13 protein-coding genes are annotated in these 14,324 nt (G+C 31.1%); 1 reads left to right on the top strand and 12 read right to left on the bottom strand.

Annotated features, from left to right (window positions below):
- Positions 1 to 145 precede the first annotated feature (145 nt).
- On the bottom strand, positions 146 to 286 hold the full coding sequence (locus LWW95_10550) for a hypothetical protein (protein ID MDL1957462.1): 141 nt from the start codon (positions 284 to 286) through the stop codon (positions 146 to 148).
- A gap of 210 nt (positions 287 to 496) precedes the next feature.
- Here LWW95_10550 and LWW95_10545 point away from each other — a divergent pair, with 210 nt between their 5' ends.
- Positions 497 to 745, top strand: a complete 249-nt coding sequence (locus LWW95_10545; protein ID MDL1957461.1) for a hypothetical protein — start codon at positions 497 to 499, stop codon at positions 743 to 745.
- A gap of 318 nt (positions 746 to 1,063) precedes the next feature.
- On the opposite strand, the gene LWW95_10540 is transcribed toward LWW95_10545, so the two are convergent.
- The 11 genes from LWW95_10540 to LWW95_10490 form a co-directional block, all read right to left on the bottom strand.
- Positions 1,064 to 2,170: a glycosyltransferase family 4 protein gene (locus LWW95_10540; GenBank protein ID MDL1957460.1), complete on the bottom strand. Its 1,107-nt coding sequence runs from the start codon at positions 2,168 to 2,170 to the stop codon at positions 1,064 to 1,066.
- Between the two features lie 3 nt (positions 2,171 to 2,173).
- Positions 2,174 to 3,151: a radical SAM protein gene (locus LWW95_10535; GenBank protein ID MDL1957459.1), complete on the bottom strand. Its 978-nt coding sequence runs from the start codon at positions 3,149 to 3,151 to the stop codon at positions 2,174 to 2,176.
- A 4-nt stretch (positions 3,152 to 3,155) separates the two neighbouring features.
- Positions 3,156 to 5,222, bottom strand: a complete 2,067-nt coding sequence (locus LWW95_10530) for a hypothetical protein (protein ID MDL1957458.1) — start codon at positions 5,220 to 5,222, stop codon at positions 3,156 to 3,158.
- A gap of 1 nt (position 5,223) precedes the next feature.
- Complete coding sequence (locus tag LWW95_10525; GenBank protein ID MDL1957457.1) at positions 5,224 to 6,420, bottom strand: glycosyltransferase family 4 protein; 1,197 nt, start codon at positions 6,418 to 6,420, stop codon at positions 5,224 to 5,226.
- A 15-nt stretch (positions 6,421 to 6,435) separates the two neighbouring features.
- Positions 6,436 to 7,347, bottom strand: coding sequence for a sulfotransferase (locus tag LWW95_10520; protein MDL1957456.1), 912 nt, complete (start codon positions 7,345 to 7,347; stop codon positions 6,436 to 6,438).
- Entirely contained in the window at positions 7,289 to 8,566 is a 1,278-nt protein-coding gene (locus LWW95_10515; protein ID MDL1957455.1) for an O-antigen ligase family protein, read from the bottom strand. The genes LWW95_10520 and LWW95_10515 overlap by 59 nt, the downstream gene beginning before the upstream one ends.
- Positions 8,567 to 9,769, bottom strand: a complete 1,203-nt coding sequence (locus LWW95_10510; GenBank protein MDL1957454.1) for a glycosyltransferase family 4 protein — start codon at positions 9,767 to 9,769, stop codon at positions 8,567 to 8,569.
- Between the two features lie 10 nt (positions 9,770 to 9,779).
- Positions 9,780 to 10,931: an NHL repeat-containing protein gene (locus tag LWW95_10505; GenBank protein MDL1957453.1), complete on the bottom strand. Its 1,152-nt coding sequence runs from the start codon at positions 10,929 to 10,931 to the stop codon at positions 9,780 to 9,782.
- A 34-nt stretch (positions 10,932 to 10,965) separates the two neighbouring features.
- Positions 10,966 to 11,637, bottom strand: coding sequence for an SMP-30/gluconolactonase/LRE family protein (locus LWW95_10500; GenBank protein ID MDL1957452.1), 672 nt, complete (start codon positions 11,635 to 11,637; stop codon positions 10,966 to 10,968).
- A 54-nt stretch (positions 11,638 to 11,691) separates the two neighbouring features.
- Complete coding sequence (locus LWW95_10495) at positions 11,692 to 12,660, bottom strand: sulfotransferase (protein MDL1957451.1); 969 nt, start codon at positions 12,658 to 12,660, stop codon at positions 11,692 to 11,694.
- A gap of 91 nt (positions 12,661 to 12,751) precedes the next feature.
- Positions 12,752 to 14,065, bottom strand: coding sequence for a flippase (locus tag LWW95_10490; protein ID MDL1957450.1), 1,314 nt, complete (start codon positions 14,063 to 14,065; stop codon positions 12,752 to 12,754).
- Positions 14,066 to 14,324 lie beyond the last annotated feature (259 nt).

Raw genomic sequence — 14,324 nt, 5'->3', positions numbered from 1 at the left:
CTGGATGTAAAAGAAAATTTAAAAGTTTATATAATTCCTGCTTATGAATTTATTCTAAAATTTTTAAACTAATACCTTGTATTCTACACCAACTATTTTCATCCCATTATTTCTAAGTCTCTTCTGATACCCTTATTCCAATTATTTACTTTATTTTTAAATCAAAAAACTTTATACCTTCTATATATGCAAAATCTTTTCTGTTAAAAGTAAATAACTTCAAACCTTTTGTTAGGCAGGTTGCAGCTATAATTGCATCTGCCAATAATATCATCTGTTTTTTCATGATTATTCCTCATTCAGGGGTAAAAATTATCAATATAAAAAGGAAGCCGCAAAAAAATAAATTTAAGATGCTATAGAATAGAAAGCTATTTATCGTCACCTGTATATAAGTTTGCTGATGGCTTTTATCTAAATAGTTTAAAAAAATTTATCTTTACTTTTAGATATGATACGATATTCTTATAAGAAAAAGGTGCAGAAGGTGAAGAGGATGGAAAGAATAACAATAACAATAAAACCTGTTTTGTTAGGAGAAATAAAGAAAATTGCTGAGCGGGAGAAAAAAAGTGTTAGCAGAATAATAAATGAATGGCTTGAGGAGGTACTTTTTGAGAAAAGGAAAAAAAGAGCAGGTATGAAAGTTCTGGAAGTGATAGAGGAAAGTAGTTTTAGTGAAGAGCAGGCAAAAAAGGCTTTTGAGGAAATAAAGAAAATGAGAGAAGAAACACGCTCTTTTTGAGGCATTTAAAGAGGGAGTATGTGAGACAAGAGAACTGAACTGGGAGGTGCTGGAAGAAGCTGCTTATCTTAGCCATGGAACCGGGATTAGTGCTGTTGATAGTTTAATTTATATTTGCTGCAAAGACTGCACGGAAATATACACAACGGACAATGATTTTTTGAAAGCTGGGAAAAAGAAACCTAAAGTGGTTTTAATAGAGAGACAGTAAATTGATTTTTCTTAAGGTTTTTCAGAACAACTTGAATTCTGTCGCAATCTTCAGCAAGATTTAAAAAAATTATTTGAAGCACTTATCAAATTTTTTGAGAAAAAAATTCATAAAACTTCTTCATAAACTTTTAATGTTTTCTCAGCTATTTTATCCCAGTTATACTCATTTTGAATTAAAGAAATATATTTCCTTTTTTCTTTCTCTGAAATTCCTATATCAAAAAGCTCTACCATTTTCTTAGAAAGATCAGCAATATTTCCTTTTTGAAAATACCGATAATTTTCAAGAGGAAGTTCTCTATGTTGAGGAATATCGCTTACCAATACCGGCAAGCCATAACTCAAAGCTTCTAAAAGTGCAATAGGAAGTCCTTCATAATATGAAGGTAATACAAAAAGTCCTGCATTCGAAAAAAGTTCACCTAATCTCTTTCCAGAAACAAAACCTGTAAGCACAACACCAGGCGTTTCAGAGGCAATTTTTTTAAGTTTTCGGCTATAAGAGGTTTCATGGTCAGCATCCCCTGCAATAACCAGCTTAAAAGGTGGATTTTTAAGTTTCCGATATGCTTCTATTAAGTCGTGAAGTCCTTTTTCAGGCACAAATCGGCAAGCAGTAAAGACATATCCTTTTGGTTTGAGTTCCCAGCGTCTAAGTTCTTCTCCAGAAGAAATAATTTTAGGAATATAAACACCATTTGGAATAAAAATAGCTTCTTTCCCAAATTTAATTTTTATATGTTCTTTAATTCCTTTAGAAATAGCTATAATACGAGTACTATAAGCAACTCCCCATTTTTCACCTATTTTAAGAACTTTTTTAGCTAATTTCCCCCATTTAGCTCTTTCATAATCTGGTCCATGGTGAGTCATAACAATTTTAAATCCAAGTGCACGAGCCAAAGGAACCATTAAAGACGGCCCTATTGCATGAATATGCAAAATATCTGGATTCCATTTTTTAGCTAAAAGAACAGCAAGAAAAGTATGAGTAATAGCTTCAAATGACTTTTTTCGTGGACACCAGAGATGAAAAAAACTAACTCCTTTCCATTCTTTTAAACGCTTTTCAAAGGGAATGTAAGGTGTTCGTGTAAAGACCAGAACTTTACAACCAAGTTTTACCAGTCTTGGATAAAGTTCTTCACAATGTTTTTCTACACCTCCTTGGACTCTTGGAAACCCCCTTGTCCCGATAACTGCTATTTTCATAAATTAATCCAAACAAGGTTCTTTTCCCATCATTACCCGTAATTTATTTTTTATTACCCATTTTAATGGCTTCCAGATATACTTCTTCATAACTGGAGCTGCAGTTCCTATCATCCAACAATGACGATCACAATTTCTAACTTTTTCTCTTACTTTCTGCGCTTGTTCACCATTCCAAATTTCATCCCAGTCTTGATATTTCAAATTTCCCATAACCCATGGTTCAGGAGAACCATTGCAAGGAACTACTTCACCAAAAGGAGTAACAAAAAAGTTCTCAGTTCCTGCTTCACATGGAAGAAGTCGAGGCTGTCCTCTTACTTTTCGAATAAGCCCATAATTGAAATAAGCACGAAACCAATTTTTAACTCTCTTTGTGCGAAGAAGTTCTATTATTAACTCTTTAAAGCAATCTTCAATCATTTTAGGATCTTTAAAAGTATTGTCGTATTTATGAAAATAGTAAGAATTATGAGTAACAGCAGTAGCAAATTCAAATCCCAAACCTTTAGCAAGCTGGTAAAGTTCTATCATATCTTTAGCATTTCTATCAGATACGGTGATACCAAATCCTATATCCTTACAACCAATTCGCTGAAGTTCTAATAAAGTCCGTAAGCCATGATCAAATCCGTCTTTCATACCTCGCAGTTCATCATTAGCAGCTGGCAATCCTTCAAGACTTACTCTTATTCCTATTTTGGGATACTTCTTAGCAATATTAACAATTTTTTCTGTAAACCACCCATTAGTGCTTATTACCACCCTTTTTGATTTACGCATTACTATATCAACTATTTCTTCTATATCATCTCTTAAAAAAGGCTCTCCACCTGTCAGATTACAAAAAGCTAAATTATCAGGTAATTTTTCTATATGCTCAGGCTTTATTTCTTCTTCTGGATTAGTAGGATATTTCCAGATATTACACATATAACACCTACAAACACAGCGATAAGTTAAAATAATAGCTGCTTCCATTACATTAATCCTCTTTTTTAATCAGTTCTAAAGCTGTAACAGAATGAGGTTCAAAAGTAAAATAGAAAGACCCCTCTTTAGGATTTATTTTCACTTCCTTGTAATGTATTTTAGCGCGCTCTCGGCAACCTTCATTGGTAGTATCAACCGAAGAACCATTAAGTATCCAAGCACGAACTATGGGTTTAAATTTGAAACCATTAATTTTAATTTGTGTTTTCATTGGTTCATTTAGATTTTTATTAATTACCATAATATAAATTTTATCTTTTTTTTCATTAGTGCTTGCAATAGCTGAAATATAAGGTGTAGGTCCATATTGAGGGGCAGGTCCTAATTCCTCAATCTTCATATTTCTGATATAAATATTACCTTCAATTTTATTTTCTTCGCTACAAGCAAAAAACATTAATTTCAAAAGTTTCATATCTTCAGATGTCTTAAAATCAAATCCTACTTTTGTCCAATCGAAATTTCCTTTTAATATTCTTGAAGTCTTAATAGTTTTATTATTTTGGTCTTTAACTTGTATATTAAACCAAAAGTTGCTTAAATTTTCTGTCTTTATTTCAAATTCACAAGAATATAACCAATTAGACTTAGTTTGAATTTCATCATAAAAAAATAAGCCTAACATATTTTTATTTTCACAATTAAAATTAAGTTTTAAACAATAATCAAAACATTTTTCTAACTTAACACAAGAAGGTAACCATCGAAAAACAGGCTTTATTAAAAATTTATTATCATTACTTCTGGAAACACTTAATTTTTGCAAAATACCACTTGGCAGTATTTTTCTATATCCAGGTTGAAAATAAGTTTCTGATTTCACAGTGGTATTTAATAAAATGTCTCCAAAATGGTTAGCATATAAATCAAAAACATAATAATTAGGTCTTTTGTAATATTTGCCCCGCCCTTTCATATAGTTTGGATTATAAACTAATCCCCAATAAGAATTAGAAAACTGCCAATAATTAGCACATAAAATAGGAACTTCAGCAGTAATAAATACTCGCAATAAATCAGCAATAAAAAGAGCATTACCTAAAGAATGCCTATAAGGAACTGGTTTTTGCTGAATAAAACTTCCATTGTATTCAGTAATAGCAATAGGTATTTCTCTCCCCGTCAAATCTTTCAATTCTTTTTTAATTCTTTCTAAAATATCCTTTATCTGGTCAGGAGAAGCAAGTGTTATTTTAAATAATTCTTTAGCAGGGATTTCGTTTTTATTAGAACGATAACCAGGTCTATAAATATGAATAACTACAAAATCAACTTTATCTTTAACAATATTTAAAACTGTTCTACCCCACCAATCTAAACCATATGGACTTTCTCCTATTACTGCTCCAAGTTTTACTTTTGGATCCACATTTTTTATTAATTGACGACATTTCAAATAACGCCTTGCATATTCTCTCGGGTCAACAGCAGAAATTTTTCTATGATCCCCATGCCATACTTCATTTCCAAACTCAAACCACTTAACGCCATAAGGTTCTGGATGTCCATTTTTAGCTCTCACTTCCGCCCAGGCTATCCCTCCATTTGGATTAGTCCCAAGAGGTGCATTAAGATATTCCACTAAATCTGCTAAATCCTGACAGGTGCCAGTAAAATAACTAAGAGTAATAATAGGTTTTGCCCCTATAGCTTTACATAATTCCATAAACTCATCAATTCCAAATTTATACATCGGACGTTTTTCAATAGGTCCAATAGCTTTTTTCCAATTATAATGATGTGTTCCACACCCCCCAGGGAATCTTAAAACTGAAACTTTTATTTTTTTAGCAAGATCTACTAACACAGTGTTTGGTTTTCTAAGAATGGGATCCCATTGTCCAGCACCAAAATTTGTATATTGTCCATGATTTATACAATTCTTCCCTCCTTCATAAGTGCATGGATCATAAGCCAAAGTATTATGTCCAAAAATATAAGAATTTACTTTCTTAATTTCTTTAAATTCAATAAGAATCTCAGTAGAAGGCTTAGCTAAAGCCGAAGTAAAAGGAAAAATAAAGCTTAAACAGAAAATTAAACCCCAAATGACTAACATTTTAGTTACTTTGCAAGAGTCTTTTATATATCTGTAGCAATTCTTCACAATGTCTTTTTAAGGAAAATTCTCTTTCTGCTTTTTTTCTTGCTTCTCTCCCCATCTCTATCCTTAAATCCCTATTTTTCCACAAATAAAGCATTTTTTCCCTTAATTCCTCCACATTTCCCGTTTCAAAAAGAAGCCCTGTCTTTCCATCCTCTACCTGTTCAGGCAGTCCCCCTATTCTACTTGCAATTATAGGCTTCCCTAAAGCCATAGCTTCAAGCACAGCCATAGAACAATTTTCATACCACTCAGAAGGCATCACTACAAAGGAAGCTTGAGCTATAATGGATTTTAATTCTTCCCCTGTTTTATAACCAAGAAACTCAGCTCTTGGATACTTTGTCTTTAGTTCATCTTCTATTACTCCGGTCCCAACTATTTTAAGAGGAATTTCTTTTGCAATATCTTGATGAGCTTTAAGCAAAGCCTCTATTCCTTTTTCTTTAGAAAGCCTTCCAAAATAAAGAACATATTTTTCATCTTCATAAGTAGGTTTATACTCATTCAAATCTATTCCATTTCTTAAAACCACGATCTTCTCCCGTGGAATGCGTTGTGATACTATCTCCGCCAAAAACTGACTTGGAGCAATAAAAAGATCCACTTTATCATAAGATTTAAAAAATTTATGCCAGTAAGCCTCAATCATTAAAAGAAACCCTCGAAGTCTGGAACCTGCACAATTTTTAAGAAAAGGCTTATAAAAATATCTTCCCTGACATTCGAGACAAGGTTTCGTTTCCTTATTAAGCATGAGATAGGTGGGACATATTAATTTCCCATCATGTAAAGTCAAAACAATCTTTATCCCTTGTTCCTTAAGAGGGTGAATAATAGAAGGCGTCAACTGATGATAAATATTATGCAGATGTGCAATATCAGGCTTTTCTTTTTGAATAAGGAGCTTGATCTTACGAACTGCCTCTGGAGAATGAATAAATTTCAAGGCATTTTTTAATTTAATTAAAAATCCATTTACATTATAGTAATCAATATAAGAGACAAAATAAGAAGAATAAACAGAAGAAAGATTCTTAGGATTTTGCATAGAAAAATCAATTACTTTTATTCCGTTATTTAGCAAAAACTCTCTTTCCTGGAAAAGAACTCTTTCAGAACCACCTTTTAAATAAAAAAATTTATTTACCATCAAAACTTTCATTTTTTAAAAGTAATATCCAGCTTTATTAGCTACATCTCTCGTAATTTCTTCAATAAGTTTTATATCTTCTTTACTTAAATCTTTTTTATATTTATAATTCATATTACGTAATTTACCAATGGAAGAAATATATTTATGCGCTTCTGGAGAATCTTCCAAACCTACTTTATGAAAAACCTCAGTCAAATATTCATGAGGCTTTTCTACAAAATCCTCATATCGTATTTCTATAAAATGACCATGTTGGACATATTTTTTTTCTTCCCAAGTTAAACTTACTACTCTTTTCCATTGAAGTGCAGCTAAAGCAACAGGAGATCTATTTCTTTTTTCCCATTCTTTTATATATTCCTCTGGTAGCCCTTGCCACCAAGGTCTTTCCAACCCTCCACCTTCTCGCCAAAATTTTACTTTTAATAAAGAATTAACTACTGCTCTGGGATCCCTTATAATGTGTATAAAGTAAGCATCTGGAAAAATACTTTGTAAAAAGCAAATTCTTGGTGGACCTGTAAATTTAGCAAAGAATCTTTTCTTTCCCTGAAATCTTAAAAGAGTTCGAACATATTTAATAATTGCTTCTTTTTCAGCTTTTGAAGCCTTTTGGTGAGCCAAATAATCAAAAGAAAATTTCTTTCCACAAAATTTTTCCCATACATTATAATTTTCAACACAATAAGGTAAAAATCGGCGAATAAAACTTATTAATCCTTTACTTTGTCTTTTCTTACCTCTTAAATAAACTCCTAAAAAAGGAATATCTACCAACTTATTTAAAAAACTTAAATAAGGTAACCAAGGGAAAATTTCCAAATATTTAGATATCCAACCTAAATCTTTATGTATAGAAATAGCTTCAGCTAAAACAGTCGTCCCACTGCGTCCCATTCCTATTAAAAAAATAGGTTCTTTCATAATTTTTATCTTCAGTAGCTGTTAAATTTACATATTTTACTCCACACGCTACTAACGCCATAAATAAAGGAAAATTTATTACATCATTTATGATATTTTGTGGAATAGAAATTATTATCCAATATAAAAGCAAAACCACAAAACAAAAATTAAATTTCCAATTTTTATAACGATTCTTAAGAAATAAAAAGAGCACACTAAAAAGAAAATAAACATAAAAAATAACACCTATTCCAATTTCTAAAGCAAGCCTCAAATAGTCATTATGAGGCCACGCTCTAATGCCAAAAAGATCTTGAAACAATAAATCAGCAGTACCTATACCAAAACCAATAAAGGGATGGTAAGGAATTAGTTTTAAAATAATTTTACACATATTAATTCTTGCTAAAAATGTATTAGCTGGAGTAGCTTCCGACCATTCAGAAAAACGTAATATGATTATAGGTGAAAATACAATAAAAACTATCAAAATAGGCCCTATAATATAGCGAAATTTTATTTTATTACGAAAAAAGAAATATCCTAAAATTAAAGCACTTGACATCGCAATCCAAGAACCTCTATTAAGAGCTAAAATAGATGCTATAATTATCATTACAAATAAAAATTTATAAAATTTATTTTCAGAATCAAAAATCATTATCATTAATAAAGTAGCAATTAAACATAAAGATAAAAAAATTCCATACTCATTAGCACCAACAAGAAAACTATGAATTCTTACTATACCATCAAACCATATTTTCCCTTTCCTAAAAATAAATTGATAAAAACCCCATATTATTGAAATAAAACATATTGCACAAATAGTTTTTAACATATTTTTAATATCTTCAGTAAATTGAATAGCATTATAAACAAATAAATATACAGAAACAGCAGTTAAAATTTTAAAAATAAAACCAATTGAAGCTAAGTAATATTTGGTATTATATAAAGAAAAAATAGACCAATATAACAAAAAATAAAGAGGAATTACCTTAGGAACTATAATAGAAAAATCTTTTCTAAATATACATCCCAGAAATGAATAAAAAATTACAATTAATGGTAAAGGAGCATTTATAGGTATATTATCAAAAAGAGTAAGATGTTTATTAGCAAAAGGTTGAACTAATGGACGAAAAAAAATATAAGCTCTTATTAAAGTTAAAGGAGAAGTTGATAAAAAAATAAGGATAGTAGATAAAAATAAAATTATAACTTTAGGAATCATCTATATATCTTTTATTAATTTTTCATACAATTTACAATATTTTTCTGCACTTCTTTCCCAACTATAAATTTTTTTTACTAATTCTCTACCTTTAAATCCAACCTCTTTCCTTTTTTTTTCATCTTTTAACAACATAATTGTTTTATTAGCAAACTCTTCTGGTGTATCTCCGATAAAAAGTATTTTTTGACATTCTTTATCTAAAGATTCTGCCGCTAATGAAGTACACACAACAGGCTTCTGTAAAGCCATAGCTTCTAAAATTTTATTTTTCATACCGCTTCCCATACGCATAGGAACAATTACCACATTAGCTTTCATAATAAAAGGACGAACATCATCAACCGTACCAGTAATAATTACATTCTTATCTTGCTTTAAATTCAATATCTCATCTATAGGATCTCTCCCTACTATATAAAACCGTATGTCTGGAAATATTTTTTTTATCTTAGGAAATATTTCTTTATAAAAAAATAAAACAGCATCAATATTAGGCTTAAAATCCATTGCTCCAAAAAATATAATACTGGGAAATTCTTCCTCTATAGAAAAAATTGGCTTGAAATAATCTATATCTACACCATTAGGTATAACCTCAAAATAACCTTTTGCCAGTTTAGCACTAAATGAAGCATCAACTTGTGAAATAAAAGTTATTGCATCATAACGTTTAATAAGATACTTTTCAATTGCTTTTACTCTAAGATATTTAAAAAAAAGTAAAAAAGTTTCTAAAATTTGAGAAGTATTTTTCAATGCTCTTTTATGAATTAAATAACGAGAGTCACAAAGATCTAAAATTTTGGGTATTCCTTTAAAATCAGCTAATAATAAATCGATAAGAGGGGAACCATTAACATGCAAAATATCAATTTTTTCTTTTTTTATGATCTGGGAGATAAGTTTATATAATTTTTTTTTAATTATTGGAAATTCCATGTTTATAGAATATTTTGGTGTAAGCAAATTTAAGATTTCAATAAATTTTTTTCGTCTTATTTTTATCTCAAAAATTTTTTCAAATATATCTTTTATTTCAAACACTAAAGAATTATTTTTTAATTTTAAACTACCGTCAGATATCCCTAACAAAAAAAGTCTATGCCTTTTTGCTAAATGCTTAGCTATATTATAAACCCGTAACGTCTGTCCATGTGCTCTAAAAAAAGGATAAGGACACATACATATTAAAATATTCATTACAAAATATTTATCTTAAAAATTTTTTTCTTGTTTTTATAATACCTGTAACAAAGAGTGCTGAACCAAGCAATAAAATAGAATTAGGAATAGGAATAGCCTTAATATCATAAATTTCTACTTCATTACCTCCTGTATCAAGCACATATAATTTATCATCATAAATTGTTAATGATGCAGGCCAAGCAAACTTTTCTGGTCCCCATCCAAAAGATCCTAATTCTGTAATAAAATTCCCATTAGAATCAAATACTTGAATTCTACCATTTTTAGAATCTGCTACATAAACATTCCCCAAATCATCTAAAGCTATCCCACTAAAAGGTGTAAAGTTAAATTGACCTGGACCATCTCCTGGTGTTCCCCAAGCCATTAAAAATTGTCCACTCATATCAAATTTTTCTATTCTATTATTTCCTGTATCTACAACATAAATCCATCCATTTTCTAAATCTAAAGCAATACCTGCTGGTTTATTAAACTCACCAGGACCATCCCCATATGTTCCAAATTCTAATAAAAGGTTTCCAGAGGAATCAAATTTCATTATTTTGTTTTCAGGAGTATTTGCTACATAAATTTCTCCAGTATTAATGTCAATAGCTAATCCATTCATTCCCTCCCAAAAATCAGGATGAGCAAAACCAAAAATAAAATTTCCATCTTTATCATATTTTCTAACATACTTATCACTTCCCCAGTTTGGATCATCACGATAATAAATCCCCCTATTTATACCCCACATATTACCTTCAGCATCAAATGCAATAGGAGCAGGGAAATCTAATGTCATTTTACTTCTATCAATCTCAGGAGGAAAGCCAAATTGTCTTATAAATTTCCCATCTTTTGAAAAAACTTTAATAATATGGTTTAAAGTGTCAGCTACATAAATTTCTCCTGTCTTTGGATTAACAGCTATTCCTTTAGGAAAATTAAAAACTTCACCATCTTTTTCATGGTGTCCCCAAGAAAATTCATAGTTTCCATTTGGATCAAAACGATCTATACGGTGTGCATAAGAAGCAGTAACATAAACTTCCCCTGTAGAAGGATTAACCTCAACAGCTCTGGGATGAAATGGACCCTTTTCAAGATTATGGGGTCCTTTAATAATCTTTATAAAATTCCCTTCTGAATCAAAAACTTGGACACGCTCCATATCAGTATCTGCTACATAAACATAACCTTTATTATCAACAACTACCCCATTTTTTTATAAGATTCCCTTCATTATCATATTTGTGAATAGTAGCACCCCCAGTATTAGCTACATAAATATAATAATTACTCGAATTTTTAGGGTCTATACCTACAGCTATTCCAAAAGGTTTATAAAAATTTCCACTCCAACTCTTTATAAAATTGCCTTCACTATCAAATTCCTGTACCCGTTTATTTCCGCTATCAATTACAAAAACATGACCATTGATAGGATTAACAGCAACATCTCTTGGTGTATTAAATTGACCAGGTCCAGTCCCAAAACTTCCCCATTCTTTAATTAATTGACCGTCGGAAGTATATTTTCTTATTTTATGACTATTTGGAACTGCCACATATACATTATGTGTAGCAGGATCTACAGCAACTCCTAAACCATTTGGACATTTCCAATGTGTAATATAATTGCCGTCTTTATCAAATTTTTGGATTCTATGAAAAATTTGATCCATCACATATACATCTCCCGTTGTAGGATCTATACTAATTCCTGAAGGATAATTAAATTCCCCAGGTGCTTTCGAGGGACCTCTGCCAAAAGAACCCAAATATTCAAATTCAATCAAACTCGCCTGTATAGCTTGAATTGGATAAAATATTATGAAAATAAAAAAGATCGGTAATACCTTCATTATTACTTTCATCCTTTTACCTCCTTATAAAAAAATTCATTCACCTATTGGTTTCATTTTTATCTCCTAACAGTATCCTAATTTTTTTAATAATGGTCTCCCTATAAACTTAAGAATCATGTATTCAAATGGTGTTAAAAATTTTTTTCTCTTTTTTTTATTAGGGTTATCAGGACCTCCTATCTTTTTCTTAAGGACAGATGCATCAAGTTTTTTAACTCCAATATGGTTAGCAATTTCATTAAGATCTATTTTATTTGAAATTAAATCTTCAAACTTAATCATAATTCCATCCACTTCTTTATAACCCTGTAAATACCCTTCTAAAAGGAGCCGCCAATGCCGTGCGAATACTATTGGTGACCAAGAAAAATAACCAGGCCATATATCGCCCCATAGATTCCCTTTCCAAGACTTATAAGCATCAAATAAATTTCTATAAATGAAAATAAAACGAGCATTAGGAAATAACCATTTAAGATAACGAGCATGATCTATAGTTAAACGCACTTCTTTAAATCCCCATCTTGATATTCCAAATCTTTTTTTTGCAGGAATTGCTAACCATTGTTGTATTAATTCTCTATGAGCTTGTTTTAAATAATTAATTGGTGGAGTTAAATTAGCTATCCATTTATTAGACAGATTTAATAAATCGGAATCATCATCAAAAAAATTATCTGGAGGCCAACCATGATTAAAAGCTGTTAAAGTAATAGCCAGCCTCGGTATGATACCTGCTCTTCCAAAAGGCTCCCCCCATATAGCTACTTCTCCACTGGAAATTACTAATCTTTGCATCAAAGTTGAGCCAGAACGCCATCCAGCAGAAAAAATAAATACAGGATACTCTGAATCATTGTTTGAATTCCATAACTCAGGCCATCTTTGTTTAATATATTTTAATGCTTTAGTGATTTTATAAGCTTCTTTAAGTTCTGGAGGTAATGTAAATTTTCTATTATAAAAAGCTTCTGTTAATACCTGAGTGCCTATCTTAGTAGTTTTTTTTAAAATATCTTCAAAACTTTGCATATTACTAACCTATTTAAAAATTTACTCAATTTAATCTTTATTTTAAAAATCCATTTCTAATTTTTTCAAGATTTTATTTAATATACTCTTCCTAACTTCCAAATTTAAAATCAAAAGCTAAGCTATTAATACCCAATCGCCTTCGTACAAACCACCATAATATTACATTCCATGTTATCATAGAAATTGCTGTAGCAATCGCTGCACCTTTAGGACCCAAAGAAGGGATTAAAGAGAAATTTAACATAATATTAATGCCAGCTGCTAAGGTCATACCTCGGGCAGTATCTTTTTCATGGCCAGTCATATTAAGCAGAAAACCTACAGAACCTGCTGCTGAATTTACCAATTGACCTATAAGAAGAATTAAAAGTGGTATATAAGCAATAATAAATTCTTTGCCAAATACCAAGTCCAAAAAGATTTTCCCAAATAGAATAAAAAAGCTCGTAATAATTAGATTAAAAGCAAGCACAGCCTGAGCACTCCGGGTAACTAAGCGCTGAAGCTTTTCCATTTCCCTCTTAGTATAAAATGTAGCAAAACGTGGAGCAACAACCATATTTACTGCTTGAAGACCGAAAGAGGCTACCAATGCTATTTGAACTGCCACTCTGTAGATTCCCACCTCTGCAGGGGGTTTAAAAATACCGAGCATTACTACATCAGCCTGACTATTTATTACCCACATACCGGCAGTGAAGGCAAGAGGAAGGAAACTACTAAACCATTTTTTTCCATCATAAACAGGAATAGCTTTATATATACTTAAAGGTGTATTTCTCCAGAGTAACCAGGTTCCTATTATAAAAGCTAATACTGCAGAAAACACATTAAGAGCCATTGCTTGTGGAGGAGTAAGTCTTTGATGAAAAAGAAAAAATTCAATACATAAAAAAGCAAAAAATAAAGCAGGACGAATGAAAAATTCAGGAAGTTGACCTATTACTACTTTATGAAGCCCTCTTAAAGCAGCTCCTCTTAAATTACTAAGACACATAAAAGGTATAAATAAAAAAGCCCAAAAAAAAGTCCATTCTTTAACACCAAATTTTTTACCTTTCAAAAGTAAGAAAAAAAGCCCTATAACAAATAAAAGACTTAACGAAATAAGCACTGCCACTTTAGTTGCCCAACGCCAGATACCCTGCACTAACTCTGGCTTTCCTTCAGCCATACCTCGGGCTGTCTCTCGAATAACTAATGTTGGAAGTCCAGCTTGAGCTGGCATAGAAAGAAGCATTACAAAAGCAAAAGCATAAGCATATATTCCATACCCCTCTGCTCCAAGTATCCGAGCAAGAAGCACTGTGGTCATAAAACTAAAAAATGCTTGAGAAATCTTAAAAAAAAGACTAATACCTGTTTCTCTTACCAACACCGAATTAAAAAAATTCTTAATCATACCCATTAATAATCATTAATAATCATACCCATTAATTAAACCCTTACCTCTCCGCACCTCTCCACACTTCGTAAGTGTCACTTCGTAAGTGTCACTTGGTAAACTGTGGTCATAAAACTAAAAAATGCTTGAGAAATCTTAAAAAAAAGACTAATACCTGTTTCCTTCGCCAATGAAGAACCTAACAATCTTTTAATCCCCATCTACCTCCCTTACCCTTCTTACCCCTCTTACCCCTCTTACTTATCCCTCTTACCCC

Origin of the sequence: Candidatus Desulfofervidus auxilii (assembly GCA_030262725.1) — a bacterium.
In the GTDB taxonomy this organism is placed as follows: domain Bacteria; phylum Desulfobacterota; class Desulfofervidia; order Desulfofervidales; family Desulfofervidaceae; genus JAJSZS01.
The sequence above is the reverse complement of the archived record's forward strand: the minus strand, read 5'-3'. Positions and strand labels throughout refer to the sequence as shown.